25 protein-coding genes are annotated in these 26,787 nt (G+C 55.2%); 15 read left to right on the forward strand and 10 right to left on the reverse strand.

Going from position 1 to position 26,787, the window contains the following annotated elements; genetic code table 11:
* Positions 1 to 12: 12 nt before the first annotated feature.
* Together ACN0RL_RS11395 and ACN0RL_RS11400 are read right to left on the reverse strand one after the other, a co-directional pair.
* Positions 13 to 819, reverse strand: a complete 807-nt coding sequence (locus tag ACN0RL_RS11395; protein ID WP_417516805.1) for a DUF1338 domain-containing protein — start codon at positions 817 to 819, stop codon at positions 13 to 15.
* Positions 809 to 1,915: an arginine N-succinyltransferase gene (locus tag ACN0RL_RS11400; protein WP_417516807.1), complete on the reverse strand. Its 1,107-nt coding sequence runs from the start codon at positions 1,913 to 1,915 to the stop codon at positions 809 to 811. The genes ACN0RL_RS11395 and ACN0RL_RS11400 overlap by 11 nt, the downstream gene beginning before the upstream one ends.
* A gap of 74 nt (positions 1,916 to 1,989) precedes the next feature.
* On the opposite strand from ACN0RL_RS11400, the gene ACN0RL_RS11405 reads away from it, so the two are divergent.
* Positions 1,990 to 2,460 (forward strand): Lrp/AsnC family transcriptional regulator, encoded by a 471-nt coding sequence (locus tag ACN0RL_RS11405; RefSeq protein WP_417516809.1) that lies wholly within the window; start codon positions 1,990 to 1,992, stop codon positions 2,458 to 2,460.
* A 392-nt stretch (positions 2,461 to 2,852) separates the two neighbouring features.
* Positions 2,853 to 4,535, forward strand: coding sequence for an AMP-binding protein (locus tag ACN0RL_RS11410; RefSeq protein WP_417516811.1), 1,683 nt, complete (start codon positions 2,853 to 2,855; stop codon positions 4,533 to 4,535).
* Between the two features lie 113 nt (positions 4,536 to 4,648).
* Here ACN0RL_RS11410 and ACN0RL_RS11415 read toward each other — a convergent pair whose 3' ends face one another.
* A complete protein-coding gene (locus tag ACN0RL_RS11415) occupies positions 4,649 to 4,840 on the reverse strand; it encodes a hypothetical protein (protein WP_417516813.1) in 192 nt (63 codons plus the stop codon).
* Between the two features lie 141 nt (positions 4,841 to 4,981).
* Here ACN0RL_RS11415 and ACN0RL_RS11420 point away from each other — a divergent pair, with 141 nt between their 5' ends.
* Positions 4,982 to 5,881, forward strand: a complete 900-nt coding sequence (locus tag ACN0RL_RS11420) for a LysR family transcriptional regulator (RefSeq protein WP_417516815.1) — start codon at positions 4,982 to 4,984, stop codon at positions 5,879 to 5,881.
* 4 nt (positions 5,882 to 5,885) lie between these two features.
* On the opposite strand, the gene ACN0RL_RS11425 is transcribed toward ACN0RL_RS11420, so the two are convergent.
* The gene (locus tag ACN0RL_RS11425; RefSeq protein ID WP_417516955.1) at positions 5,886 to 6,503 is read right to left on the reverse strand and encodes a lysozyme-like domain containing protein; all 618 of its coding nucleotides are present in this window, start codon (positions 6,501 to 6,503) and stop codon (positions 5,886 to 5,888) included.
* A 194-nt stretch (positions 6,504 to 6,697) separates the two neighbouring features.
* Here ACN0RL_RS11425 and ACN0RL_RS11430 point away from each other — a divergent pair, with 194 nt between their 5' ends.
* Positions 6,698 to 7,516, forward strand: coding sequence for a DUF2059 domain-containing protein (locus tag ACN0RL_RS11430; RefSeq protein ID WP_417516817.1), 819 nt, complete (start codon positions 6,698 to 6,700; stop codon positions 7,514 to 7,516).
* Positions 7,517 to 7,647: 131 nt separating this feature from the next.
* On the opposite strand, the gene ACN0RL_RS11435 is transcribed toward ACN0RL_RS11430, so the two are convergent.
* The gene (locus ACN0RL_RS11435; protein ID WP_417516819.1) at positions 7,648 to 7,926 is read right to left on the reverse strand and encodes a peptidylprolyl isomerase; all 279 of its coding nucleotides are present in this window, start codon (positions 7,924 to 7,926) and stop codon (positions 7,648 to 7,650) included.
* Between the two features lie 182 nt (positions 7,927 to 8,108).
* Between ACN0RL_RS11435 and ACN0RL_RS11440 the strand changes: the two genes are divergently transcribed.
* The 11 genes from ACN0RL_RS11440 to mnhG all read left to right on the forward strand — a co-directional run bounded on the left by ACN0RL_RS11440 (position 8,109) and on the right by mnhG (position 18,251).
* Positions 8,109 to 9,695 carry an ABC-F family ATPase gene (locus ACN0RL_RS11440; RefSeq protein WP_417516821.1) on the forward strand — a complete coding sequence of 529 codons (1,587 nt, stop codon included), beginning with the start codon at positions 8,109 to 8,111 and terminating at the stop codon, positions 9,693 to 9,695.
* 174 nt (positions 9,696 to 9,869) lie between these two features.
* Positions 9,870 to 10,433, forward strand: coding sequence for a DUF1415 domain-containing protein (locus ACN0RL_RS11445; protein ID WP_417516823.1), 564 nt, complete (start codon positions 9,870 to 9,872; stop codon positions 10,431 to 10,433).
* A gap of 233 nt (positions 10,434 to 10,666) precedes the next feature.
* Positions 10,667 to 11,398 carry a spermidine synthase gene (locus ACN0RL_RS11450; RefSeq protein ID WP_417516825.1) on the forward strand — a complete coding sequence of 244 codons (732 nt, stop codon included), beginning with the start codon at positions 10,667 to 10,669 and terminating at the stop codon, positions 11,396 to 11,398.
* Positions 11,399 to 11,414: 16 nt separating this feature from the next.
* Complete coding sequence (locus ACN0RL_RS11455) at positions 11,415 to 12,317, forward strand: NAD-dependent protein deacetylase (protein WP_417516827.1); 903 nt, start codon at positions 11,415 to 11,417, stop codon at positions 12,315 to 12,317.
* 155 nt (positions 12,318 to 12,472) lie between these two features.
* Positions 12,473 to 14,779, forward strand: a complete 2,307-nt coding sequence (locus tag ACN0RL_RS11460; RefSeq protein ID WP_417516829.1) for a putative monovalent cation/H+ antiporter subunit A — start codon at positions 12,473 to 12,475, stop codon at positions 14,777 to 14,779.
* A complete protein-coding gene (locus ACN0RL_RS11465; protein ID WP_417516831.1) occupies positions 14,776 to 15,201 on the forward strand; it encodes a Na+/H+ antiporter subunit B in 426 nt (141 codons plus the stop codon). Before ACN0RL_RS11460 ends, ACN0RL_RS11465 begins: the two co-directional genes overlap by 4 nt.
* A 64-nt stretch (positions 15,202 to 15,265) precedes the next feature.
* Complete coding sequence (locus ACN0RL_RS11470) at positions 15,266 to 15,613, forward strand: Na+/H+ antiporter subunit C (protein WP_417516833.1); 348 nt, start codon at positions 15,266 to 15,268, stop codon at positions 15,611 to 15,613.
* Positions 15,610 to 17,124: a Na+/H+ antiporter subunit D gene (locus ACN0RL_RS11475; protein WP_417516835.1), complete on the forward strand. Its 1,515-nt coding sequence runs from the start codon at positions 15,610 to 15,612 to the stop codon at positions 17,122 to 17,124. Before ACN0RL_RS11470 ends, ACN0RL_RS11475 begins: the two co-directional genes overlap by 4 nt.
* Entirely contained in the window at positions 17,121 to 17,594 is a 474-nt protein-coding gene (locus ACN0RL_RS11480) for a Na+/H+ antiporter subunit E (RefSeq protein WP_417516837.1), read from the forward strand. The genes ACN0RL_RS11475 and ACN0RL_RS11480 overlap by 4 nt, the downstream gene beginning before the upstream one ends.
* Before the next feature lie 11 nt (positions 17,595 to 17,605).
* The gene (locus ACN0RL_RS11485; RefSeq protein WP_417516839.1) at positions 17,606 to 17,878 is read left to right on the forward strand and encodes a monovalent cation/H+ antiporter complex subunit F; all 273 of its coding nucleotides are present in this window, start codon (positions 17,606 to 17,608) and stop codon (positions 17,876 to 17,878) included.
* Positions 17,871 to 18,251 carry a monovalent cation/H(+) antiporter subunit G gene (mnhG, locus tag ACN0RL_RS11490; protein ID WP_417516841.1) on the forward strand — a complete coding sequence of 127 codons (381 nt, stop codon included), beginning with the start codon at positions 17,871 to 17,873 and terminating at the stop codon, positions 18,249 to 18,251. The genes ACN0RL_RS11485 and mnhG overlap by 8 nt, the downstream gene beginning before the upstream one ends.
* 8 nt (positions 18,252 to 18,259) lie before the next feature.
* On the opposite strand, the gene ACN0RL_RS11495 is transcribed toward mnhG, so the two are convergent.
* The 5 genes from ACN0RL_RS11495 to ACN0RL_RS11515 form a co-directional block, all read right to left on the reverse strand.
* Entirely contained in the window at positions 18,260 to 19,300 is a 1,041-nt protein-coding gene (locus tag ACN0RL_RS11495; protein WP_417516843.1) for a sodium:calcium antiporter, read from the reverse strand.
* Between the two features lie 82 nt (positions 19,301 to 19,382).
* Positions 19,383 to 21,101, reverse strand: a complete 1,719-nt coding sequence (locus ACN0RL_RS11500; RefSeq protein WP_417516845.1) for a cation:proton antiporter — start codon at positions 21,099 to 21,101, stop codon at positions 19,383 to 19,385.
* A complete protein-coding gene (locus tag ACN0RL_RS11505; RefSeq protein WP_417516847.1) occupies positions 21,098 to 23,860 on the reverse strand; it encodes a cation-transporting P-type ATPase in 2,763 nt (920 codons plus the stop codon). The genes ACN0RL_RS11500 and ACN0RL_RS11505 overlap by 4 nt, the downstream gene beginning before the upstream one ends.
* A 117-nt stretch (positions 23,861 to 23,977) precedes the next feature.
* On the reverse strand, positions 23,978 to 25,387 hold the full coding sequence (locus tag ACN0RL_RS11510; protein ID WP_417516849.1) for a sodium-dependent transporter: 1,410 nt from the start codon (positions 25,385 to 25,387) through the stop codon (positions 23,978 to 23,980).
* Between the two features lie 86 nt (positions 25,388 to 25,473).
* Entirely contained in the window at positions 25,474 to 26,574 is a 1,101-nt protein-coding gene (locus tag ACN0RL_RS11515; RefSeq protein ID WP_417516851.1) for a Leu/Phe/Val dehydrogenase, read from the reverse strand.
* Between the last annotated feature and the right edge of the window lie 213 nt (positions 26,575 to 26,787).

Below are 26,787 nucleotides of genomic sequence, written 5' to 3' on the forward strand. Positions count from 1 at the left end.
ACACCCAGGCCGTTACATACCGGCGTGGGTGCTCTCGAAAATTTTGTCCGCAGAGGCAGCAACAAACCCGTTGTATAGATTGCCGTCGGGTTTCGGGTAGCGCAGTGCAAACTCATAAAAACAGCTGGGAATGGTCATTTCCCGATTGCTGAACTTCACGGGAACGCGATCAGCCATGGTAGATGACTGCTCAAGAAGGTCTTCCGGGGAGCCTTTCACTTCGCCGCCGGAAGCGTTCACTGTAAAACCGTTGTCTTTCAGAAGCTGGTTAACGTCAGCAACTGTCTGAAAGTTATGCAGGTGATTAACACTCACGGTGAAGTGATTCGCACGGTAGCCCCAAGCCGCCAGCCAGGCCGCATATTCGCTTTCGTCCAGCAGTTTTCTGTAGGTGGCGTAATCGATATTCCAATGCCGGCCTGAGTATAGAAAGTCATCTGCTGTGACCTGTTCTTTTGTTACCCCCTCTACCAGCCCTTTTACTATGCCCTGGAGCTCTGGTGAGCACTGTTCCGTCAAGAGCTCTGAAATGAATACTCTCGGAGCTTCCGGGTCTGCGTGTTCATAGTGCCGTGCATAGAGTTTCTTGCTTTTAAAGTGATACTCGCCGCCTTCGCGATAGCCAAGAGCGAGAAAATGCTTTGCAAGCGTATCCAGACCAACGGGTGCCAGATTGAAGGTTCTCAGAGCGATATGATCGTTGATTATACTGTTGCCTTCTTCGGCACCCAGAATCTTGTGGATTTTTACTGCAGAAGGCGTGACGTCGCGATAGTTTTGCCAGAGCTTTTCGAACAACGCGTTGCGATCAGTAAGCATAACTTAACTCCGGGGCCGTATTTCGGGTTTGTGATGGCGCCGACTGGCTCAAGGGCAGAATGCGCGCGAGGTTGCCATTACTCAAGCGTAGCTTGTCAGCGAGGGCCGGAGGAACAGTCACTTTGCCTGGTTGGACAGACACCTCGGATGTAACAGTGGCCCGAAAATCTGTTGTGCCTGTATTTGCAATCAGGATGGGCTGATCCAGCTGGTAGCGGTTGTGTTCATACCCGTTGCCAGTTCCTGTATCCGCTTTATCAATTCTTATGGCACACGCCGAAGAGGACCGCACGCTGCCAATGTCCGCCAGAGCGCATTCAACCGTTGGGCCTGCGTCAAACAGGTCTATCAGCCCTTTGTGCTGAAACCCTTCGGCTTGCAGTATCCTTAAAGCCGGCCGTGTATTTTCGTGCACCTGGCTGAGAACCGCCCGGGCCTCCTTGCTCATCAGGCAAGTGTAAAGAGGATGCGAAGGCATCAGCTCATCAATAAATTCAGTGTTGCCGCTGCCTACCAGATGTGTCGCCCGCCCGAACTCCAGGTCAACAAAGTGCGCATTAAGCCAGTTCCAGAATGGCGACTGGCCAGCGGCATTGGATACACCTCGCATTTCTGCAATCACTTTGTGTGAAAAGCGTTCCGGGTGTTGTGCCATAAACAGAAAACGCACTCTGGATAAGAGTTTGCCAGCATGGGCCCGACGGAATTCGGGCCGCAAATAGAGTGAGCAGATTTCGGAGTAGCCGGTGTAGTGGTTGCAGCGGGTGAGAATTTCCACGCTTCGGCGAAGACCCAGGTCCCTGGAGTGATGGGTAACCGTATTGCGCCGGAAATGATAAAGCGGCCGGGTATGTCCTGCATTTGCTTCTATGCCGGAGGTGCCGAGAATATCGCCTGTGCTTTCATCTTCCAGTACGAACAGGTAATGCTCGTCGCCCGGACAGGTCACCCGGCGCTCGAAACTGGCCATAGAGTGGGCGATTTTTCGCGCCAGAGCATTTCTGTTTGGCATTAAGGAGGTAAACCCCGGGCCGGACTCCTCGGCTATCTGAGAAAGAGTGTCCAGATCTGTGTCGGTAATCGGGCGAATGATCATGAGCTGCAACCTGACATTGTTTGGGAACAGTATGAAGTGATGTTCCAACAGTTTGCAGGTGCAATATGCGCTAAATGAGCTATGATTTTATCAAAATGACCAGTCAGGTGATCAAAGTGATCGGGAACAAAGACCAGAAGCTGCTTATGCTGCTCCGCCAGAACGCCAGAACAAGTATCAGTGACCTTGCCAGAGCTTTAAGTCTGTCGCGCTCGACGGTGCAAAACCGGATAGCCCGTCTGGAAAACAGTGGCGTAATTGCCGGGTATTCGGTGCAGTTGGGAGGAGCTTTTTCAACCAGCCAGGTAGAGGCTCACGTTTCGATAAAAGTTATGCAGAAACTGACTGCGCGGACAAATTCCGCTCTCGATGGCATCAGCCAGGTATCGCAGTTGTTCTCGGTAAGCGGAGAATACGACCTGATAGCTATCGTTCAGGCGCAGTCTCTGGAGGAATTGAGTGCCGTGCTTGATGAGATCGGAAATCTGGAAGGTGTTGAGCGCACTAACTCGGCAGTAGTTCTGGAAACCCGCTTCCGGCGTTAGGCGCCTTTCAAAGACTATTTTTTAAATTTTGAGTGTCAAGAACCCAGCATGCCTGCGAAAGCGCTGTAAAAGAAAGCGGCTGACCCAAGCAGAATAAATCCCCAGGCCGGAAAAATCAGGAAAGAGCGACTCGATTGTTTCATGGTTGTCTCCTGTGAGTGACGGGATTCGATACGCTTCATCGTTCACTCTAGACCAGTCTTGATTAATGTCACAAAAAATTAATTAATTTCTTCGGTCACCCTGCTTCATACGGTGCGTTTTGCCAACACGCAGGGCGTTTAATGCCATTGAGCTCTTCAGAAATCGCGTTAATATGAGAATAATGTCGATTGCGATCCCGATGAACGGGTATCGGCTCAGTAGACGATAACAACAATAAGGAGTTTTTCATGGCAGTGGATTCCCGTAGGCAGACATCGTTGCACTGCTTGTATTTCTGGGCCGAACAGAACCCGGAAAAAATATATCTGACCCAGCCTTATCCGGATGGCACGGTAGAAGACATTACCTGGAAGCAGGCCGCCGATCAGGTATCGCGAATGGCGGCCCATCTCAACAGCCTTGAGCTACCAGAACGCAGCAACATCGCAATTCTTGGCAAAAACAGTGCGCACTGGATTCTGTCGGATCTTGCCATCTGGGCTGCCGGGCATGTGTCTGTGCCGCTCTATCCGACCCTCAATGGTGAAGCTGCCGCCTATATCCTCGAGCACAGTGAGGCGAAGCTGCTGTTTCTCGGGAAGCTTGATGGAACAGCGGATGGCTGGAACGATATAAAAGGAAATATTCCTTCAGGTCTTTCTGTTATTTCCCTGCCTATGTCGCCGCGGAATGACACGCCCAAATGGCTGGATATCATTGCTGAGTGCCAGCCAGCTTCACCAAAGCTACCCGATCCGGATATGTTGGCGACTGTTAAATACACCTCAGGCAGCACCGGTCGCCCCAAAGGGGTCATGCACAGTTTCCGGGCCATGATGTCGGTTGCGGACGGTTTGCAACAGATGTTCACCGCGTCATCTGACGACCGGATGCTGTCCTATTTGCCTCTGGCTCACGTGGCCGAGCGGGCTGCGGTGGAGACCCAGTCACTGTATTTCGGCTTTCATGTGTACTTTGCCAATACTCTGGACACCTTCCAGCAGGACTTGCAGCGTGCCCGGCCAACCCTTTTCTTCTCGGTCCCCCGTTTGTGGATGAAGTTCTACCTGGGAATTAACGCCAAACTGCCGCCCCAAAAGCAGAAGCTGCTGTTCAGCATTCCGTTTGTAAGCTCAATGGTGAAAAAGAAGGTACTCAAGCAGCTGGGGCTGGACCATTGTCGTGCCGCTCTGACGGGAGCCGCACCTTTGTCAGAAGAGATTATCACCTGGTACCGCAATCTCGGGCTGGAGCTGCTGGAGGTCTACGGTATGACAGAAAACTTCGGTTACTCCCACGCCAGCCGGCCCGGGCAGGCCAGAATTGGCTATGTAGGCGTAACGAATCCGGGTGTTGAACATCGTATTGGTGATGGGGGCGAGCTACAGGTTAAAAGCCCAGGAATGATGCTGGGTTATTATCAGAATGAGGAAAAAACCCGGGAAGATGTCACTGCCGATGGTTTCCTGAAAACCGGTGATATGGGTGAAATTAATGCCGATGGCTATCTGCAGATTACGGGCCGGGTGAAGGACCTGTTCAAAACTTCCAAAGGCAAGTATGTAGTGCCGGTGCCCATCGAAAACAGATTCAACCATCCTTCGGTAGAAGTGGTCTGTGTGGCGGGTGCAAACCAGCCCCAGCCCTGCCTTATGCTGTTGCTCTCTGAAGATGTCAGAGATGCTCTGGGAACCGGTACAGACCGGGATCAACTGGAGCGGGAGCTGGCGAACGAACTGGAGGCGGTAAACAAAGGCTGCGAGGCCCATGAGAAAATTGCGTTTGTGGTGGCGGTGAAAGAGCCCTGGACGATGGAGAACGGAATGCTGACACCTACCATGAAGATCAAGCGCAACGTTATTGAGGATATGTATAATCGTAAGATGGACGAGTGGTTTGAGCAGAAGAAAAAAGTAATCTGGGAATTCTGACCGCTGAATGCAAAACGCCGACGACTCTTTTCAGAATCGTCGGCGTTTTGAGTCAGGCTTTTGGTTTCAGAGCTGCGCTATTGGTGCAGCTCTTTACGTATGCGTGACTGGAATCAGTGGCCACCCTGCATTTGGGTGATATCAGTTACTGCTGCAGCTTTGCGATTAAATGAGCGCAGTTTGCTGCTCATGAATTGCACCGCCATCTTTGCAGCCGCACGTGTGTGCTGGCTTCTCACCGCAGTACTGTTGTGGAGGATACTGGATGGTAGCGGTTTAACGGTTGCCATATGTCTTTGTTCCATAGCGACTTCCTCCTGCTCTGGTGAGTTGCTTTTCAAAAATGATTAAAGGGGTTGGCCCGAATTTACAGCGAATTATAAGGGTATTTTTTTGCAGCGTAAATACGTTAAACTCCGTACTCACGTTGCAAATATGCAGTAACTATGGACTGGGATTATCTTCGATACATACACGCTCTGGCAATAGGTGGAACGCTCGCCAAAGCCGGAGAAATACTGGGCGTTCATCAAACCACTGTTTTGCGCCGGCTGGACCAGATGGAAGAGTCCCTGGGTGTGCAGTTTTTTGAGCGCAACCGGGATGGATTACAGCTGACGCCGGTGGGCGAGACAGCTTTCCGCAACGCGGAAAAACTGTCTGTCGAGATGGAAAACCTCGAGCGCAAGCTGGTAGGGCAGGATGCGGCGCCAGTAGGTAAGGTGCGTCTGGCCGCCGAGGACATGATGATGAGCGAACTGCTCGGGTCGGTTCTGGCGGAGCTGGTGCGCGAGTTCCCGGATATTGAACTGGAAGTTCTCACGGATAACGACGTAACCAACCTCACACACCGGGAGGCCGATCTCACACTGCGGCCTGAAAACAAACCTCAGGCAACACTCGAAGGTGAGCGGATAGCCGCAATCGAATCGGCTGTTTATGGCTCAGCCAGCTACTGCCGGCGCCATCGCAATATGGATATTGAAAACCACCCCGAAGACTGTCTCTGGATTATTCCGGATGAGACCTTCAGCCACCTGGCTACGGGCCGCTGGTATCGTAAACATCTGAAAAACGCTACGTCGGTCATCCGCTGTAACAGCCTGCATGCCATGCATGCTCTGGCGCGCTCCGGAGCTGGTCTGGCTGTGCTGCCCTGTTTCCTGGGTGAAGGCACCAAAGAGCTGCGCCGCCTGTCAGACCCCATAGAGGGTGAAAGTGTCGACCTGTGGGTGCATGTAAGCCAGGACACGCACCAAATGGCGAGAGTTCGTATTGTTATGGAGTTTCTGGTGGACCGACTGCGGGCCCAGGCCGCTGCCATCGAGTTCAGCCCGACCGCCTGACAGCTCAGCTGCAGAATGGCCAGAACTGATACCAGCGCCAGCATTGGAACTCCTGTTCACAGGATTTGAGCTGGTTGTCGTATCGGAAGGCCCGATTCTGAACTCTTGAAGCCAGCGCTGTAACCGCTGGTTTTCGTTTAAAGGATTGGCGTGCGTAACCGCCACGGCCTTCGTGGTACGCCAGATAAAGCTCGCGTGGTTTGTGGAAGGCGATACCGAGCTCTCGATGGGTGAGGTGGTTATACCAGCCCACAAAATCCAGTGCATACTCCATGTCGGTGCGAACGGTAAACAAGCCATCGCCGTTGGCAGCAAGATACTCGCCCCAGGCGGGATCAAGCGCCTGAGCGTAGCCGTAAGCTGTGGTTGGCCGTGTCCAGGGTATAAAGCCCCAAAGCAGAGTTCTGGGTGGCTTGGCGTGGCTGCGAAACGAAGATTCGTAGTAAACAAAAGCCATCTGTGTGGCGATGGGTGTCCCCCAGCGTTTCTCAGAGTTGCTCGCGTAGTCATACCAGACGGTATGTTCCCGGAAAATTTCGCACAGATTCTCGGGGTTAACCGGGGGATCCGGAGCCAGCAGGCTAAAGCGCAGCGTTGCCCAGGTTCCGATAATCAAACCCAGAACCGGGAGCCCGTACCATTTAACGCGCGATCGCCATTGATCACGGCGCGTTTGGCGTCGGGGTCGCCTGCGCGGACGCGCCGGCTTCCAGAATTTTCCTACCAAACTGTCATCTCCGGAACCCATGGATTGCTTGCTCTGGGAAGGGTGCGCGTGTCATAAACGCAGCACCCACCAAACAGGATGATAATTAAATGAAGCTTGGCACCCTAGTTAAACCTCTTTTAATCACCGGCCTGTTTCTGGCAGGTCCCGTTATGGCAGCGCCCACGGCTCAACAGGTTCTGGCAGCGTCGCCTATTGATGACATTGTTGATCGTTACCCCGCCATGATGAGTGAGGGTATCCGTGAGGGCCTGAAGCGCAACCCGCAGCTGCCCGCCATGGTTGCCGATACGATTGGATATGTCGTCACCAACAGTTTTCGTGCGTCGGATATCGAGCAGCAGATTGTAAAGAACCTGGAGAGTGACCTCTCGGCGAAGCAGCTTGAAGCGGTACAGAGTTGGTATGAAACTCCGGTCGCCCGGAAAATTTCTGCGGCGGAAATTGCAGCCGCTGATCCGGGAGCCTGGAAACAGATTCAGGCCAGGGCGGCAGATTTGAACAAGAAGTATAAAGGCACCGACCGCGCTCAGGCGTTTGAGCGATTTGATCGGGCATCCCGTGCCACTGAAAGTGCTGTGGACACTTCCATTGCCGTGCAGCTCGGGTTGGCAACCGCCATGGCTGCGTTCAGCAGTGATTCAGCAAATTACGATGAGCTCAAACAGAGCATAGAAAACCAGCGCGGCAAAATCCGGGGTATCGTGGAGCAGCAGGTGTATGACAGTTACCTGCACACCTATGAAAAAATCAGCTCTCAGGAAATGGGCCTGTATATCGATTTTCTGGAGAGCGGCCCGGGGACTGCATTTTCAAAAACCGTCACCCAGAGCATTCAGCAGGCCATCACGGATCCTGTTGAATCTATCGGCAACCAGATGGCGCGCTTTCTCTCTCCGCAGAAGTAGGGTTGAAGCAGAAAGGATGTTCAGCACTGGCAGGATTGGCTCCTGATGCGGTCAGGAGCCAGTCTGCAATTCGCAGTTGGAGAGCTCTCAGTTCGTGATTGAAAAACTCCCGACATGCGGCTGAGGGCTCATCAGGTGCGGCTGGTTACTTCGAGAAGGTGGTAGCCAAACTGGGTTTTTACCGGCCCGAGAACCTTGTTCACTTCGCCACTGAAGACCACTTTGTCGAACTCGGGAACCATCTGCCCCGGGCCGAAAGAGCCCAGGTCGCCGCCGTTACGGCCAGACGGGCAAGAAGAGTGCTGCTTTGCAACTTCAGCGAAATCCTTACCACCTTCAATCTCTTTCTTCAGTTCTTCACACTTCGCTTCGCTGTCTACCAGAATGTGGCGTGCGGTTGCCTGTGTCATGGTAACGATCCTTAAATAGAATGAATGGGTACTTCAGAGAGGGAATGCTGCCCGTCCCTTTCGCCGGAGGCAAGCCTTTTTATCGGTGTTTCTGCGGCCTCACGATTGTTACTGCAAACCTGTACAATGCGCGCTTTATTTAGCCGGCACGGCGCCGGCCCTCACATCTATAGGTTTGTTTCTTGATCTCTACTGCCAATATCACCATGCAATTCGGGGCTAAACCCCTGTTTGAAAATGTTTCCGCCAAGTTTGGCAACGGTAATCGCTACGGCCTGATCGGGGCTAACGGCTGCGGCAAATCCACGCTGATGAAGATCCTCGGCGGCGACCTTGAGCCGTCTGCAGGCCAGGTCATGCTGGAGCCGAACGTTCGCCTGGGCAAGCTGAGGCAGGATCAGTTTGCCTATGAGACCTGTTCGGTCATGGACACCGTGATCATGGGCCATGAAGAACTGTGGGAAGTAAAAAGAGAGCTCGATCGCATCTATTCGCTGGCAGAAATGAGCGAAGAAGATGGCATGGCAGTGGCAGATCTGGAAGTCCAGTTCGCTGAAATGGACGGCTACACCGCGGAATCCCGCGCAGGGGAACTGCTCCTGGGTCTGGATATTCCGCTGGAGCAGCACGAAGGGCCTATGAGTAACCTGGCCCCGGGCTGGAAACTACGGGTACTGTTGGCACAGGCCTTGTTTTCGGATCCTGATGTGCTTTTGCTGGACGAGCCCACCAACCACCTGGACATCAATACAATCCGCTGGCTTGAAAACATTCTGGTGGCGCGTAGCAGTACCATGATTATCATCTCCCACGACCGCCACTTCCTGAACAGCGTGTGCACCCACATGGCTGATCTGGACTACGGCGAGTTGAGACTGTTCCCGGGGAACTACGATGAGTATATGACCGCCGCCACCCAGGCTCGCGAGCGTATGCTTTCGGACAACGCCAAGAAGAAAGCCCAGATTGCGGAACTGCAGCAGTTTGTGAGCCGCTTCTCTGCCAACGCTTCGAAAGCGAAGCAGGCCACTTCTCGCGCGCGCCAGATCGACAAAATCCAGCTGGATGAAGTGAAGCCCTCCAGCCGCGTCAATCCGTTCATCCGTTTTGAGCAAGGCAAAAAGTTGCACCGCCAGGCGGTGACAATTCGTGATCTGACCAAAGGTTTTGATGGGAATACTCTGTTCAACAAGCTGAACCTGCAGGTTGAAGCCGGCGAGCGAGTGGCTGTCATCGGCCCTAACGGTATTGGTAAAACCACATTGCTGCAGTGCCTGGCTGGCGCTTATGAGCCAGACAGTGGTGAAGTAAAGTGGACGGACAGCGCCGAAGTGGGCTACTACGCGCAGGATCACACGGCGGATTTCGCAGCAGACGACACGCTGTCGGAATGGATGGCCCAGTGGACCACTGGCGGCGAGCAGCTTATAAGAGGCACACTCGGCCGTATGCTTTTCTCCGGTGATGACATTGGCAAATCTGTGCGGGTTATCTCGGGTGGTGAGCAGGGGCGCATGCTGTTTGGCAAGCTGATTCTGCAAAAGCCTAATGTGATGCTGTTGGATGAGCCGACCAACCACCTGGATATGGAGTCCATCGAGTCGCTGAACCTGGCGCTTGAGAACTATCCCGGCACACTGATTTTCGTGAGCCACGACCGTGAGTTTGTTTCCTCACTGGCGACCCGGATTATTGAGTTGACGCCTGAGGGTATTACGGACTTTAGTGGTACTTATGACGATTACCTGCGGAGTCAGGGATACCTCTAAAAGCTACATCTACTGAGGGGGCAGGGCAGGCTGGCAGGGCTGTCCAAAAACCGCTGTTAATACGTCCTTGTACGCTTGGCTCCGCCATCCATGGCTCCGCACATTTTTGGACAGCCCTGCCAGCCTACCCGATCTGACTTCTGTGGGTTGGATCAACAGCTAGAGGAGCTCCGTGTGAGTGAAGAATTAGTAGTTCAAGCGACCCGGAAATGGGTCGAAGACGTTGTCGTTGGATACAACCTATGTCCTTTCGCCAAACGGGAACTGGTCAGAGACCGGGTGCGGTTTGTGGTATCCGACGCGGATAACGAAGACTCATTGCTACAGGCCCTGCAAACCGAGCTCCTGCGCCTGGATGATGAACCGGAAATCGAAACCACGCTCCTGATTCATCCTCACGTCCTTCAGAGCTTTGCGGACTACAATGAGTTTCTCGATGCTGCCGACGGGCTGTTAACTTATCTGGATCTGGAAGGTGTATACCAGATCGCCAGTTTCCACCCGGACTACCAGTTTGCAGGCACCGAATCGGATGCCGCCGAGAATTATACAAATCGCTCTCCGTTCCCGATGCTTCACCTGTTGCGGGAAGCCAGTCTGGAAGCCGCGATTGATAGCCATCCGGATGTAGATGGAATACCACTGCGTAATATCGAACTGATGAACCAGCTCGGTGCAGAAAAAATGCGAACAGTTTTGGCCAATTGCGCAAAGGCACCTGAGAATACAGGGGAGTAGAACGAAGAGTCGGAGGATGCCGCCCTTCCAAAATGTGTGAAGCGCGGAATACCGGGGAGTAGACAGTAGCGCTGGTGGGGGCCTCTCTCCCAAAAATGTGCGGAGCCATGGATGGCGGAGCCAAGCGTACACGGACGTATTCACAGCGGTTTTTGGGAGAGAGGCCCCCACCAGCGCTTGCACACTGCAAATTTGAAGCAGGCCCGACCTTAGCTAAAAAAAGAGGCAATACAGTGGGACGTCTGTTCGAGCAAATTGATAGCCAACCCTCCGAAATCGGCGAAATCACACTCCGCCGTCGCCGCATCCCGGCACTCGGCGACAGAGACATTTTTGAGGTAAAACTCGGCGAAGAGTTTCTCATGTCCAGCATGTTTGTGGACGCCGAAGTTGCCCTTTCTGATCTCGGGCTGAACGAAACCGAAGGCGACAACCTGAGTGTCGTCGTTGGTGGCCTCGGGCTCGGTTACACCGCCGTGGCCGCCCTCAAGCACGAACGGGTAGGGGAGTTGCTGATTGTCGAATACCTTGAGCCCGTCATTCGCTGGCACCAGCAAGAATATGTACCCCTTGGCAAAGACATCAACGCTGATGCCCGCAGCCGCTATGTTCACGGCAGCTTCTTTGACCTGGCCATTGCCGATCCCGAGAGCGGCGGCTTTGATCCCGAAGCGCCGGGCAAAAAGTTCGATGCCATTCTCCTCGATATAGACCACTCCCCCCGCGCACTGCTGAACGACTCCAACGCCAGTTTTTATACCACCGAAAATATCCGCCGTATGGCCCGGCAACTCAAACCGCGGGGCATCTTTGCAATGTGGTCCAATGAGGGTGAAGACGCCGTATTCATGGAGGTACTGAGGGATATGTTCACCGAAGTGGTCTGCCATGTGGTGAGCTTTTACAATCCCTTCCAGAACAGAGAGTCTTTCAACACCGTTTATGTGGCCCGCAAACCGGGCTGAACTTGCCGGAGTTTGTATGCCAGTGACTACCCATCGCACCCGCCCCTTCAGTGCGAGCCAACGCCTCCCCGAACTCGATGGGCCGTTGGTACTGCATGAACCGGAACAGGCGGGTGAGTTACTGGCGGATTTTATTCATCGCTACCCCAGACTCATGATCTTGACCGGCGCTGGCGTCAGCACGGATTCCGGCATTCCCGACTACCGCGATGGCGAAGGTGCCTGGAAGCGGAAGCAGCCGGTTCAGCACCGTGAATTCATGGAACGTTTTGAAACCCGTCAGAGATACTGGGGGCGTAGCCTGATCGGCTGGCCTGTCATGCGCAATGCCACGCCTAATCCCGCCCACTACCACATCGCCGACCTCGAACTACGCAACCACGCCAGCCTTGTGGTAACCCAGAATGTTGATCGTCTGCACCAGAAAGCAGGCACTCAGGGTGTGAGCGATCTGCATGGTCGCGCCGATGAAGTGCTTTGCATGAGCTGCGGCTATCGCTGCCCCAGAGACGTTATGCACGAGCGTTGCGCCGATCTCAACCCGGATTTCGGGCAATACAAGGCGGACACCGCGCCGGATGGCGATGCGGATCTCGATGTGGATTTTTCAGGGTTTCGACTGGCAGATTGCCCTGAGTGTGGCGGCATATTGAAGCCAGACGTTGTGTTTTTCGGGGATTATGTGCCGAAAGAAAGGGTGAATTCGGCACTGGATGCACTGAAGGCCAGTGATGGCTTGTTGGTGATAGGTTCTTCGCTGATGGTGTATTCGGGATTTCGTTTCTGCCGTTACGCTAAAGAATTCGGTAAGCCGATCGCTACCCTGAACCTCGGTCGCACTCGTGCGGAAGCCCTGGCGGATCTGAAACTGAACGCAAGTATCGGCGAAGCTCTGGAGGCCACCTTGAACCGGTTGTGAAACGCGGTTGCGAACGACCTTTCTTGCCATCGGTCAAGTTGTCGGATAGTCTCACAAGTCATTGATCAGGAAGCGATAATCGGGCTTCTTAGGTCGTCCCCTTACTGGCAGGAAGCTAATTAATTTAACGGGCTTGAAGGGAGTGCAACCAAAACATGTTATTGGCTGTTTTATCAGGCTTCTTGCTAGCGATTTGTACCCCTGCATTACACAGGGTTGCCGGGCAATATATCGGTTGGGTACTCGCCGTGTTGCCTGCCGGTCTTGCTGTCTATTTCATCAGTCTTATTCCAGCCGTTAACGCCAATGGATCTGTGCTTATAGAGTATGCATGGATGCCCGGGCTGGAGATTACGCTGGATTTCCTGGTGGACGGGCTCTCCCTGACCTTCGCCTTGTTGATCAGCGGAATCGGCACATTTGTTTTAATCTATGCAGGTGCTTATCTTGCCGGGCATAAATATCTCGCCAGATTTTTTGTCATCATGCTGGCCTTTATGGCCTCCATGCTCGGTCTGGTGCTCTCCGATAATCTGGTAACACTTTTCGTTTTCTGGGAATTGACCAGCATTACCTCTTACCTGCTGATCGGCTTCAACCACGAGGACATGAATGCCCGCAAGTCGGCTTTACAGGGGCTTTTCGTAACAGTCGCTGGCGGGCTGGCTCTGATGGCTGGCCTTATTCTGCTGGCGATTATGAGTGGCAGTTATTCGATTTCTGAAATCCTTTCCTCGAATACAGCCGTGCATGAACACGCGTTTTATACCGCAGCCGTCATCTGCATTCTGGCAGGTACCTTTACCAAATCTGCTCAGGTGCCTTTCCACTTCTGGCTGCCCAACGCGATGGCCGCACCCACCCCTGTTTCGGCGTTCCTGCATTCCGCAACTATGGTCAAAGCGGGTATTTACCTGATGGCGCGCCTGAACCCCTCGCTCGGGCAAGGTGAGCTTTGGAGCCAGGCGCTTATGTTGTTCGGCTCTGCCACCATGTTGACCGGCGCTTATCTGGCTTTCAGCAATACCGGCATTAAAAAGGTGCTGGCCTATTCCACCATTATGGCGCTGGGCATGTTGACCATGCTCATCGGCGTGGGCACAGAACTCGCACTCACCGCCTTTATTTGTGTGTTGGTGGCTCACTCCCTTTATAAAGGTGCGCTTTTCATGATCGCCGGAGCGCTGGATCATGAAACGGGTACCAAGGACATCACGCTGATGGGTGGGCTCAGAAAGACCATGCCGGTAACAGCGGTCATTGCCTGCCTGGCCGCCCTCTCATTAGCCGGGCTGCCACCTTTGTTTGGTTTTATTGCCAAGGAGCTGGTATTCGAGTCGTTGCTTGGTGCGCCAATATGGTCAGCCGTGCTAATTATCGTAACGGTTGTGGCTGCGTTATTGGTTGTCAGCGTAGCCGGGCTGGTTGCGATCAAACCGTTTTTCGGAAAGGTCGGTAACACGCCCAAGAGGCCTCACGAGGCGCCTTTTGGAATGCTGGTTGGGCCGGCTGTGCTCGCAACGATTGCGCTGGTATTCGGGCTGGCGCCCTCGATTCCGGAATCTGCATTGCTGCAGGCGGCTATTGGTAGCGTCAACGGAGCCGCGGTGAAAACCAAACTGGCGCTCTGGCACGGCGTCAATATACCCCTGATGCTATCGGCGGTTTGTCTGGTTTTCGGGCTGATTTTGCTGGCCCTATGGGGTCGGCTTATTACCTCGCTCCAGGCGATCAATACGGCATTCGCACGCTTTGGCCCGGAAGCCGGGTATTTCCGCGTTATGGAGGGCATCACCACCATCGCTGCGTGGCAGACCCGAGTACTTCAAAACGGCGTATTGGGGCTCTATCTGCTGTTGCTTGTTGCGGTAACCTTTGGCTTGACCGGCTACACCTTGCTGGTGAAGCACGGCGTCAATCTGACGCTGAATCTTTCAGGCAGCCATTTCTATGAATGGGGCATTGCGCTGCTGCTGGTGGCATCGGTGGTTTTCGCCAGTGTTACCCGTTCACGCCTTGGAGCAGTGGCATCAACGGGTGTGCTGGGCTTCAGTGTTGCGCTTATCTTCATTCATTTCAGCGCGCCGGATCTCGGCATTACGCAGCTTCTGGTGGAAACCTTAACGGTGATCCTTCTGGTGCTGGTGCTTATCAAACTGCCGGAGTTCGTTCGCCTGTCGTCGCCGTTCGAACGCTTTCGGGATCTTGCTGTCGCAATCTTTGCCGGCGTGGTTATGACGCTCATGATTCTCTCTGCGCTCGATGTGCAATATTTTGAGAGCATTTCGAGTTATTACATCGAAAACAGCGCAACACTCGCTTACGGCCGCAACATCGTCAACGTGATTCTGGTGGATTTCCGGGCGCTGGATACCCTGGGTGAGATCTTTGTTCTGGCCCTTGCCGCGCTGGGTGTTTTCTCAATGACAAAACTCAAGGCAGAGGATCAGCACAAACCATGAAAAACAACACCCTGATCCTTCACACCGCAGCACTCTTTATCATGCCTTTGCAGGTGATGTTCTCGATATTTCTCATGCTCCGGGGCCATAACGAGCCCGGGGGTGGCTTTATCGGCGGGCTGGTTGCCGCAGGGGCGTTCGTGCTTTATGCCTTCGCCTTCGGCTCAGAAGCTACACGCCGCATTCTTCGGGTCGATCCAAGGGATCTGTTGTCAGCTGGCCTTCTGTTCGCGCTTGCGTCAACGATACCAGCCTTTCTGGCCGGCCAGCCCATGTTGACAGCCCATTGGTGGGAAGTGCCCCTGCCGGGTGATGGGTATCTCAAACTTTCGACGCCGTTGATTTTCGATATCGGCGTATATGCAGCCGTACTGGGAACCATAATGACTTTTGTTATCAACCTGATGGAGTCGGAAGAATGATTGGGGGTGGCTGTAGGCAACCGCGCGTGTTTCGCGCCATTTGTGACACGAAAGGAGAGCGTTTATGGAAAGCCTGATGGCTTACGTAGTCGGCATCCTGTTCGCAGCTGCAATATACATGATGCTGCGACGCTCCATCGTGAAGCTGGTTATAGGCCTGATCATATTAAGCAACGCCGCTAACCTTCTCATTTTCGTGGTGTCTGGAATGACCCGCGGAGCACCGCCTTTATTGCCTGAGAACTCACAAACAGCAATGGGTGTGATCGCAGATCCTTTGCCACAGGCATTGATTCTCACCGCAATTGTTATCGCCTTTGGTGTTCTCGCTTTTGCAGTGGTTCTTATACGCCGCGCCTACGAAGTTGTAGGAACCGACGACCTTGACCAGATGAAGGATACGGACACTTGAATCCGGAACTTGCCCTGCCGATTCTGATACCTTTGGTCGCCGGCGCCGTTTCGCTGGCTCTTTGGCGGTCTGTTCGTTATCAGCGCATCATCGCTGTGCTGGCGACCGCGATGCTGCTGGCAGCAAGCGTATGGCTGCTGCGCTCCACGATAGATCAAGGGTTTCTGGTCATGGAAATGGGCAGCTGGCCAGCCCCCTTCAGCATTGTGTTTGTATCGGATTTGCTCAGTGCCATCATGATTGTGCTGACTGGTATTATCGGGTTAGCCATCGCCATTTATTCCCTGGCGTCGACGCCCCAGGGGCACGCAAAGTTCGGTTACTTCCCTCTGATGCACTTGCTGCTGGCCGGGGTTGCGGGTTCTTTCCTCACCGGGGACATCTTCAATCTGTTCGTCTGGTTCGAGGTGATGCTGCTCGCATCCTTTGCTCTCCTGACCCTCGGGGGTGAGCGGGCGCAAATGGAAGGGGCCATAAAATACGTCACTCTGAACCTGTTCTCGTCGGCCATGTTTCTTTCAGCGGTGGGCCTGCTTTATGGCACGGTCGGTACCCTGAATATGGCCGATATCGCACAGAAAGTGGCGACGCTTGAAGACCCGGGCATGATTACCGTGATATCGATGATGTTCATGGTGTCCTTCGGTATCAAGGCCGCTGCATTCCCCCTGTTTTTCTGGCTGCCAGCGTCTTATCACACGCCGCAGGTTGCTGTATCTGCGCTTTTTGCCGGCCTGCTGACCAAGGTGGGTGTTTACGCGCTTTACCGTGTTTTCACACTGATTTTCACCCAGGACGTCGATTACACCCACACGATTCTGCTTTGGGCTGCGGCATTGACCATGCTGACGGGTGTGTTGGGAGCCGCTGCGCAATTCGAGTTCCGCAGGATTCTGTCTTTCCACATCGTCAGCCAGATTGGCTACATGCTTTTGGGGCTGGCTTTGTTCACGCCGCTCGCCATCATTGGTGGTGTGTTCTATATCATGCACCACATCATTGTGAAGACGAATCTGTTCCTGGTCAGCGGCATCGTTTATCGATTGCTTGGTAGTTACGAACTCAAGGATCTTGGGGGTGTATACAAAGAGCGCCCCTGGCTGGCGGTGCTGTTCCTGATTCCAGCTCTCTCACTGGCTGGCATTCCGCCGCTGTCCGGTTTCTTTGCCAAGTTCGTGGTAATACGCGCGGGCCTGGAAGTGGAAGCCTATGTGGTCACCGGTATTGCTTTGGCAGTCGGGTTGCTGACGCTGTATTCCATGATCAAAATATGGGCGGAAGTGTTCTGGAAGGAAACACCAGAGCATGTCACGGATTTGCGGCGCCTGAGAGGCGAGGTGAAAGACAGGCACAACTGGGCCTACTTCGTGCCAGCCATCGGTCTTGCAGCTTGTACGCTTTACATTGGCCTCAACGGCCAGCCAATTTATGAGCTTGCAGAGATGGCTGCGCACCAGCTGTTGAACCCGCAACTCTACATTGAGGCGGTTCTGGGAGGGCAGCAGCGATGATCGGTTTTGTCTGGAACATCATGTTGGCGCTTGCCTGGACAGCGTTGAGTGGTGATTTCAGTGGCATGAATTTCATGGCAGGCTTCATTTTCGCGTATGTGGCACTGATGATCCTGCAGAGACAGGTACCTGTCCTCACAGGTTATTCCAGAAGGCTTCCACGGCTCGTAGCGTTCCTGGTGTATTTCGTAAAAGAGCTCGCAAAGTCGAATTTCCGTGTTGCTTACGATGTCGCTACCCCTGTGTGGTACATGAAGCCCGGGGTTATTGCGTTCCGCCTTGAGGCCCGCACGGATGTTGAAATCATGTTTCTGAGCAGCGTGATTTCATTGACTCCAGGTACGCTGAGCCTGGATGTGTCTGACGACAAAAAGGTGCTTTTCATACATGCCATGTTTTTGCAGGATGAAGATCAGTTGCGCCAGGAGCTCCGGGAACTTGAGCGTCGAATCCTGAATATCATGCGCTGAGGAGCCATTACGTGATTCCATTCGTTATCAACATCGTCTACTTCATGCTTTCTCTGGCACTCCTGCTTTCGTTTATTCGTTTAACGCGAGGGCCGTCATTCCCCGACAGAGTTGTAGCTCTGGAACTGATCGCCGCGATTGTTGTGGGCTTCGTGGGGGTTCATGCCATAGATACCGGTGTGCCCAGCCTTCTCGATGTTGCCATTGTTATCGCACTGACAGCCTTCCTTGCCGCCGTTGGCTTTGCGCGATTCCTGGTACCGGGAGGGCACAAAAATGATTGAAGTCATCGTATCCGCACTGCTTCTGGCAGGTGCCGCTTTCATGCTGTTGGCGGCCGTTGGCATCCTTCGGCTGCCAGATTTACCCACACGCATGCACGCTTCCACTAAAGCGGGCGCTATGGGCGCCATCTTTACGATGGGTGCAGTGGCATTTTACTTTGCTGACAGCGTTGTATTTGCACGGGCGTTAGCCATCGTCGTGTTCATTCTGATCACCTCGCCCATCGCGGCCCATGTTATCGGCCGAGCGGGCTACTTCACGGGAACACCGTTGTGGAGCGGTACAATAAAAGATGAGCTTCGGGAAAATTACGATCCAGAAACCCAAACACTCAGGAGCGGCTACGAGGATAGCTCTGACGGTCAGCCTTGATCAGTTGCTTAGGCACCGTCAAGCATTAACACGACCCCGAAAATGTACAGCACCATGATGACGGCACTTTCTGTGCCGATCTTCCCGATTCCGTGGCGTTCGCGACGGATCAGCCCCATCATCAGCACGCCCGACATCAGCAAGGTGAGAGCTGCCCAGAATTTCGAGTCTTCGGGCATCGCGTGGTAGATCGACCCGTTCCGGTAGGCAATATCTGATGCCGCGGTAAACAGAGTGTCAAAGGCATTACCACCAATGATCCCGCCCACCGCAAGCGTGAGTGCTCCACGGCGAACCGCAGCAACCGAAGTTACCAGCTCGGGAATCGAAGTGCTGATAGCCGTGAGCAGCACGCCGACTACTGTCTGAGTCAGATTCGTTTTGGTGGCAATCACTGTGGCGGCAGGTTCCAGCATCCAGCCAGCGATACCGAGCACGGTCATCAACACGAGGAACTCGACCCACAGGCGAGACATGGGAGGCATAGCCGTCACGTCATCGGGTTTGTCTTCACGGGTTTCCCGGGTGACAGATGGCAGCCACATGGGTGCTTCTGATGCCGCACGCACCAGATAAATGCCGTAGAAATAGACTGCGAGCAGCACCGGCGTTACAGGATGGACGCCTCCGACGGTCACGTCTGGCAAGTAGGGTGCGAACAGAATCAATGCCAACAGGCAGATCAGCAACCCATTCTGCATCATGTTTGGTACCGACGCCGCGGCATGTTCCAGGTTGGCCCGGCGATAAACCATGTCTGCAACCGCCAGGAAAAACGTCTGCACGGCAATGCCTCCCAGCGCGTTGCTGATCGCCAGTTCGGCATGGCCGTTCCATGCAGCGGTGACCGAGAGAACCGAGCCGCCCAAGGACGTTGACGCGCCCAACAGCACCGCACCTGCGGCCGCCTCGCCAATTCCGGTGCGGTCAGCCAGTTGATCGACCACCCGGGTGATGCGAGTTCCTGTAACTGCGATGATGGCCGCACACGTCAGAAATACTAAACCACCTTGTTCCAGGGTCCAGTTTTCTATCGGTGGGATTGACACGTTGAACGAGCTCCTTGCCAGGTGGGGATGAGCAGATGTTGCCCTCAGGGGGATAAAATGATCACAGTCCTGGTCGGTTTCGTCATCCGGTTAATTCTTTCTGCCCGGTCGGGTCTTCCATGGGCACGCCTGCTGCAACTTCTCCGCTCAGGATCATGCGAGCCGCAGCAATGGCCGCATCGCGATAGGGCATCAGTACAATGTCTGCCCTTGCGCGCGTGAGGGCGGCAGCGGTTTGCTCACTATGTGCTGCAACGGCGACCTTGCCATGATAACCAAAGTCCTGCACCGACTTGAGCAGCGCACGGCGCGGGTCGTCATGGGTCAGCCCGGTTTCATGTTCGGGCACGGCCAGCACCAGCCACTGGGCTGCACTCAGCGGCAGATGGGCAAGAAACTCCGGGTCCGTTGCATCGCCGAAAATGACATCGTATCCATCCATTCGGGCATGGCGAACCGCCGTGGGGCTGAAGTCTACGCCAAGCACTCTCAGTCCGGCCTCCCGAAGAACGCCTGCAATACCAAGGCCGTAGCGCCCGAGCCCGAACAGGATCACATCGTGTCCCTGTGAGTTTGATGGCGCATCTTCGCGCGGCGTCGTAGCCATGCGTCGGTCAAGGATTCTAAGAAGCGGCTCGACCCGGTCATATATCTGGTGTGAATAAGTGATCATGTAGGTTGAGGCTGCAATAGTGAGAAGGCCTACAAGTGTCACGAGGCCGAGCGCCTGGTCATTGACATGGCCGATGGTCACGCCCATTGCCATGAAAATGAGAGAAAACTCGCTAATCTGTGCCACCGTGAGGCCCGCAAGAAAGCCCGTGCGCTTGCGGTAACCCATTGTGACCATGATGATCAGCACAATCAGCGGATTCCCGATCAGCACGAAAAGCGACAGGAAAATGGCTGGCCAAACGCTGGCGCCCAGAACCGACAGATCCAGAGAAGCCCCTAGCGCAATGAAGAAAAAGAGCAGCAAGAAGTCTCGTAGCGAGGTGAGGCGCGCGGCAATTGCCTCGCGGTAAGCGGTGGAAGCCAGCGAAACACCCGCGAGAAGCCCGCCAAGTTCTTTTCCGAAGCCGAGATAATGGCCAATCGCCGCCAGCAGGGCTGCCCAGGCGATGGCAAAGGACACAAGAAGCTCTGGTGCCTGAGACAGCCGGTCGACCAGCGGGTTGGCGGCATAACGGATGAACAGCGCCACGGCGAAAAGCATGGCGAGCCCATAACCGAGAACGACCAGAACATCGGTCAGCGCTGCATCCTCACCAGCTCCAACGCCGATGGCAGACAACACGATCATCGCAACCACGACAACCACATCCTGCACAATCAGGAAGCCAAGCGCGATACGGCCATGGAGTGAGTCGATCTCGCGTTTGTCAGACAACAGCTTGACGATGATGATGGTCGACGAAAACGTCAGTGCAACGGCCACATAAATGGCCGTCAACGGATCGAGGCCAAGCATGAGGCTGATGAAGAAGCCGAAGACTGTGGTGAAAATCACCTGTCCCAATCCCGTGATCAGTGCCACGGGGCCCAGTGTGCGTACCAGGTTGAAGTCGAGCTTTAGACCGACCAGAAACAACAGAACCGCGATGCCAAGTTCGGCCAGGAGGTCTATCTGTTCGTCCGAACGAGCGATATCCAGCACAGAAGGGCCGGCGACTATACCTACCGCAATGAAGCTCACGATCAATGGCTGGCGCAGAAGGAGTCCGACGAAGCCGACGCCAGCGGCCAGCACCAGCAGCGCTGCGAACTCGTAAAACATGTAGCCCTGAAGCGCTTCGGTCACGATGCATTCCTTTTATTTTCGGCCTTGGAAGGTTGCCCCGAAGTGCCGGGGTTATGCGTCCTGTGGCGCAGAACACGCTTTTCTATTTCAAGAATCACAAGCAGTGCTGGCCCGATCGCAACGACAGCCAGTCCCTGGGTGATGCTCAGGGGACGGGTATCGAAGAAGGCCTCCATGAAGGGTGCGTAAGTAAAAAGGAACTGCAGCGCGGTGACCGCAGTAATGGCGATAAGCACAGGCTGCGTTCCGAGTGCTGCCTTGAGCGACAGCGAGGTGGTATTGAGGAAGCGCACGGAAAACAGATAGAAGATCTCCATCACTACCAGGGTGTTGACGGCGATTGTACGTGCCTCTTCGATACTTGCACCTTGCTGTTGCGCCCAGACGAACATCCCGAAGATGCCTGAACACAGGAGAATCGACACGAATGCCACGCGCCATATGACGAAGCGCGACAGAATGCCCGCTGAGGCAGGGCGGGGCGGCCGCTGCATGATGCCGGGTTCCGGCCCTTCGAAGGCCAGGGCCATGGCCAGAACGACCGAGCTGACCATGTTAACCCAGAGGATCTGCACCGGCGTGATGGGCAGCGTCAGGCCCAGAAGAAGCGCTGCAATGAGAGCCATCGCTTCACCGCCATTGACAGGCAGGAGAAAGATAACGGCTTTTCGCAGGTTGTCATAAACAGTTCGGCCGGCTCGAACGGCAGCCGCAATGGTGGCAAAATTATCGTCAGCCAACACAATCTCGGCCGCTTCCTTGGCGGCTTCGGTCCCGGTTTTGCCCATCGCGATGCCAATATCAGCACGTTTCAGCGATGGTGCATCGTTCACCCCGTCGCCGGTCATCGCCACGACGAGCCCTCCGGCCTGCAACGCCTCGACCAGGCGCAGCTTGTGCTCAGGGCTGGTGCGCGCAAACACGTCGATGCGCGCGGCGCTCTCTTGCAGTTCTGTGGCACTCAGTCCGTCAATCTCGGCACCTTCCAGAACTTCCTCGGTATTCTCGAGCCCCAGTTGTCGAGCAATTGCCAGGGCGGTGCCTCCATGGTCGCCGGTAATCATCTTGACCCGGATGCCCGCAGTCTGGCACTCGGCCACGGCGGTAATGGCTTCTTCACGCGGTGGATCTATCAGGCCGACGAGCCCCAGAATGGTCAGTCCATTTTCTACTTCATTGAAGGAGAGTGTCTGAGCCCCTTCCGGTGCGTGCTTTGTGGCGATGGCCAAAACTCGTTGGCCTTCAGCCGCAATCTCCGAGGCCGCATGCCGCCAGTACTCGACATTTAACGGTGTGGCTCCGTCTTCGTCCTCATGCTGACTGGTGCACATGGCCAGGATACGCTCGGGAGCCCCCTTCACATGGATTGTTGCCTGGCCGTTGTGATCATGATGCAGTGTCGCCATGAAGCGGTGTTGGGCGTCGAAGGGTATTGCGTCCGTTTGCGGATTGGCAGGGCGGACATCGCCTGTTACCAGGCCGGTTTTGCAGGCAAAGGCGACCAGGGCGCCCTCCATTGGGTCACCTTGAACGGTCCAGCCTGCTTCCGTTTGCTTCAGTTCTGCCTCGTTGCAAAGCATGGCGCCAAGGGCAAGATCGCTCAGGAGCGGATGGGTGCCAGACTCGACCTCCTGAGTGCCTAGCATAATGGAACCGTCGGGCGTATATCCTGTGCCAGTCACAGAAAAGCGCTGCCTGGCGGTGGCGACCCTGGTCACTGTCATTTCGTTGCGGGTTAGCGTGCCTGTCTTGTCCGTACAGATGACCGAAACGGAGCCCAAAGCCTCGATGGCGGGGAGTCGACGCACGATCGCGTTGCGCCGTGCCATAGCCTGCACGCCGATGGCGAGTGTTACGGTGAGAATCGCTGGCAGTCCCTCGGGGATCGCCGCAACTGACAGACCAACCACGGCGACAAAGACTTCAGCAAAGCCCATGCCGGCCACGCCATATCCGAAGGCGAGGATCATCGCAGCCAGCACGAGGATGACGCCGGTAATGCGGCGGGCGAAGACCTCCATCTGCTGGAGGAGAGGTGTGGTTGTTGTCTCGACGCTGGTCAGCAGTCCGCTGATTCGCCCGATTTCGGTCGAGGCTCCTGTTGCTACAATAATGCCACGCCCGGTGCCGGCGGCGACCAGGGTACCGCTGTAGGCCATTGAGCGTCGGTCGCCAATGGACGCGTCTGCGGCGACAGGATCTGTCGCCTTGTCGACCGGAACGGATTCACCGGTCAGAACCGCTTCCTGAATACGCAAGCCCTTGGCGGCAATCAATCGAAGGTCGGCGGGCACCTTGTCACCGGCGTCCAGAAGCACGATGTCGCCCGGCACCAGTTCCTCGGCAGGGACCGTGGCCCGGCGCCCGTCACGCAGAACTTCTGCCTCTGGAGCCAGCATGTCGCGGATTGCCGACAAAGCCTGCTCGGCACGGCCTTCCTGTACGAAGCCGATCACTGAGTTGACCAGCACGACCGCCAGTATTACACCGGTATCGACCAGATGCCCAAGTGCGGCTGTTACCGCTGCGGCGGCCAGCAGTACATAGATCAGGACATTGCGGAATTGTCTGAGGAAACGGCGTAGCGGGCCGTCGGGCTGAACTTCGGGTAGCCGGTTCGGGCCGGTGCTGTTGAGCCTTTCTGTTGCGTCTGTGGTGCTCAGGCCATCAAGGCCTGAGCCCACATTCCTGAAAACTTCGTCCTCCCCAAGTGCAAACCACTTGGGGGTAGATGGATCCTTGACGGGGCGACTGGTCATTGGGCCTCTCCTTAGATCAACACAGCCCCATCATACACGCCGATATAGCGCAAAAATATTTGAAGTTTATGTCAGGATGCCCCGATTTTTACTCCTCGTCTTCAGGGTTGATATAGCTCAAGATCCGAAGAGGTTGTAGATAAAAACCGCGCCCACAGCCACCGGTGTAATGTAACGCACCGTGACGTACCAGAGGCGGAACATGGGCTGTGACAGTTCCAGTTCGTCCTCCATTGCCTTGCGTGACATCACCCAGCCGGCAAACACTGCAACAAGCAGGCCGCCGAGGGGCAACAGGATGTTGGCGGTAAAGAAGTCCAGCAGATCAAAGATGGTTTTGCCTTCGAGCATGCCGATCCAGCCCAGCGGTGCAAAGTCTGACCAGAGGTTCAGGGAAAGAATCGATGCAATGCCCAGAGCCCAGCACACAAAGCCGGCGCCCAATGTACTGATGGTGCGGTTCATGCCTTTTTGCTCTTCCAGCCATTCCACAATCGGTTCCAGCAGGGAAATACCCGAGGTCCATGCGGCAAATATCAGTAACACGAAGAACAGTGTTCCGAACAGGCTGCCCATGGGCATCTGACCGAAAGCCAGTGGCAGGGTCTGAAAGATCAGCCCCGGGCCGGCGCCAGGCTCAAGGCCGTTGGCAAATACAATCGGGAAGATGGCCAGGCCGGCAAGCAGTGCAACACCCGTATCAATGACGCAGACGGCAATAGAGGTTTTGGCAATAGAAATGTTCTTCGGCAGATAAGAGCCGTAGGCCATCATCACTGCCATACCCAGGCTCAGGGTGAAAAACGCATGGCCCAGAGCAACCAGAACGCCTGCGGTGGTGAGTTTGGAAAAGTCGGGCTGGAACAGGAAGGCTGCCGCGCGGCCAAACTCACCGGTCGTCATAGCGTAGCCCACGACGATCAGAAGCAACAGAAAAAGCGCGGGCATCAGAATGCTGACGGCTCGCTCAAGCCCGGAACGAACGCCTTTAGCCACCACGAGCATTACCAGGCCCATAAACAGAGTGTGCCACATCAATAGAGTTGCAGGGTCACCCAGCAGATCAGAAAAAATGGCGCCAATAGCGTCGGCGGACTTGCCAGTCAGTTGCCCGCTTGCTGCTGTGCCAACATAGGACACAGCCCAGCCACCTATTACCGAATAAAACGACAGGATCAGGAAACCGGCGATGACACCGACTGCACCGACCATCCACCAGGCCGGGTTCAATTTGTCGTGCCTGGCGATGGCTTTCAGGCTGTTAACCGGGCTATGCCCGCCGCGGCGGCCAATCAGCACCTCGGCCATCATGATGGGCAGGCCGATTGCCGCGATACACAAAAGGTATACCAGTACAAAGGCACCACCGCCGTTTTCACCGGTGACGTAGGGGAACTTCCAGATATTGCCAAGACCGACCGCAGAGCCTGTGGCCGCAAGAATAAAGGCCAAGCGGGAAGACCAGAGCCCCCGCGTGGCGTTCGAGCCTTCCATAATCCCGGAGTAGGGCGTGTTTGATTCAGACATGACTGTCTCCTGACAGATACTTGTTTTTGTTTGTAAGAGCGGAAGCCGCGAATTGATCACGGCCTCCGAATATCGGATGCCGTTGGTTATCTTGTGCCGGTACGCCGCTCAAGCGCGGGCTCAGCTACGCCGGAGTGTTTCCGAAAGCGCTCTTCGGCGAGAGTGTTAGCAACCGCACCGGTGGGAATACCGCTTTGATCCGAGCGCTTGAAAATTTCTGAAAGCGTTCGGCCAATGCCTTCCACATGGGCCCGCACGACGTCCGGGGAGGCCCCTGTGCGCTCGTAAAACACATCAATGATGCCACCGGCGTTGATGGCGAAGTCCGGAGCATAAAGAATGCCGCGGTCTTTCAGTGCCTGATCGTGGTCCGGGCGTTGCAGAAGATTGTTGGCGGCACCCGCAACGACGGTCGCCTTCAGGCGGGGGATGCTGTCGTCATTCAGCACGGCGCCCATGGCGCAGGGTGCGATCACATCCACCGGCAGGAACAGAATGTCGTCAGCCGATGCGGCATGCGCGCCCAATTCGTCGATCGCACGCTGCATGTTCTCCTGGTGGATGTCGTACACCCAGAGCTCGGCGCCGGCGTCTTTCAGGTGGCGGGCCAGGCGGTAGCCCACGTTACCCACGCCCTGGATAGCAACCTTCAAACCGGTCAGGTCATCGCGGCCTAGCTTGTGTTTTACCGCCGCCTTCAGGCCGACGAACGTACCATAGGCCGTGGTAGGGGATGGGTCGCCGTTGCTGGGCTGGCCATCAAAAGCGGTGCGCTCGACAACACCGGCAACGTGCCTGGTATGCCGCCCCATGACTTTCAGGTCCGGCACGCTGGTGCCGGAATCTTCGGCCGCAATGTACTGGCCGCCAAGCCCTTCCAGGTGCTTGCCCATGGATTCCAGCAAAGCTTCACTTTTGAGCTTTCTTGGATCGCCGATGATGACCGATTTGCCGCCGCCCAGATCCAGGTTGGCAAGCGCGGACTTGTACGTCATGCCTCGTGACAGGCGCAGTACATCGCGCAAGGCTTCCTCATCGCTGGCATAGGCAAACATCCTGCAGCCGCCCAGAGCAGGCCCGCGCGAGGTGTTGTGTATGGCAACAATGGCTTTGAGCCCGGTTTCGGGATCGCAGAAAAAGGATAGATGTTCGTGGTTATCAAATTCGGGATGGCTGAATACGTTCATGCGGATTCCCCCTCTTTCCTGGGTGTGATGGACTCAGACCTGTGGAAATGAAAGGCGATGTTCTTGGCAGACGGGCGTAATTGTGCAATGCACAATACGTCCTGAAGACGTGTTGCTATATACATTTTGAAATCCTCTCCACCTGGCCGGATCGCGGCGGCAGTGGCGGTGTTGTTTTTGTCGTCCGGCTTGTGGCCGGCGTTTTGATTTCAG

The organism is Marinobacter sp. (genome assembly GCF_048259445.1).
Classification (GTDB): Bacteria; Pseudomonadota; Gammaproteobacteria; order Pseudomonadales; family Oleiphilaceae; genus Marinobacter.

Coding starts and splice junctions, on each gene's coding strand:
- ACN0RL_RS11395 (WP_417516805.1), bottom strand. CDS start 819: ATGCTTACTGATCGCAACGCGTTGTTCGAAAAGCTCTGGCAAAACTAT.
- ACN0RL_RS11400 (WP_417516807.1), bottom strand. CDS start 1,915: ATGATCATTCGCCCGATTACCGACACAGATCTGGACACTCTTTCTCAG.
- ACN0RL_RS11405 (WP_417516809.1), top strand. CDS start 1,990: ATGAGCTATGATTTTATCAAAATGACCAGTCAGGTGATCAAAGTGATC.
- ACN0RL_RS11410 (WP_417516811.1), top strand. CDS start 2,853: ATGGCAGTGGATTCCCGTAGGCAGACATCGTTGCACTGCTTGTATTTC.
- ACN0RL_RS11415 (WP_417516813.1), bottom strand. CDS start 4,840: ATGGAACAAAGACATATGGCAACCGTTAAACCGCTACCATCCAGTATC.
- ACN0RL_RS11420 (WP_417516815.1), top strand. CDS start 4,982: ATGGACTGGGATTATCTTCGATACATACACGCTCTGGCAATAGGTGGA.
- ACN0RL_RS11430 (WP_417516817.1), top strand. CDS start 6,698: ATGAAGCTTGGCACCCTAGTTAAACCTCTTTTAATCACCGGCCTGTTT.
- ACN0RL_RS11435 (WP_417516819.1), bottom strand. CDS start 7,926: ATGACACAGGCAACCGCACGCCACATTCTGGTAGACAGCGAAGCGAAG.
- ACN0RL_RS11455 (WP_417516827.1), top strand. CDS start 11,415: ATGCCAGTGACTACCCATCGCACCCGCCCCTTCAGTGCGAGCCAACGC.
- ACN0RL_RS11460 (WP_417516829.1), top strand. CDS start 12,473: ATGTTATTGGCTGTTTTATCAGGCTTCTTGCTAGCGATTTGTACCCCT.
- ACN0RL_RS11465 (WP_417516831.1), top strand. CDS start 14,776: ATGAAAAACAACACCCTGATCCTTCACACCGCAGCACTCTTTATCATG.
- ACN0RL_RS11470 (WP_417516833.1), top strand. CDS start 15,266: ATGGAAAGCCTGATGGCTTACGTAGTCGGCATCCTGTTCGCAGCTGCA.
- ACN0RL_RS11480 (WP_417516837.1), top strand. CDS start 17,121: ATGATCGGTTTTGTCTGGAACATCATGTTGGCGCTTGCCTGGACAGCG.
- mnhG (WP_417516841.1), top strand. CDS start 17,871: ATGATTGAAGTCATCGTATCCGCACTGCTTCTGGCAGGTGCCGCTTTC.
- ACN0RL_RS11505 (WP_417516847.1), bottom strand. CDS start 23,860: ATGACCAGTCGCCCCGTCAAGGATCCATCTACCCCCAAGTGGTTTGCA.
- ACN0RL_RS11510 (WP_417516849.1), bottom strand. CDS start 25,387: ATGTCTGAATCAAACACGCCCTACTCCGGGATTATGGAAGGCTCGAAC.
- ACN0RL_RS11515 (WP_417516851.1), bottom strand. CDS start 26,574: ATGAACGTATTCAGCCATCCCGAATTTGATAACCACGAACATCTATCC.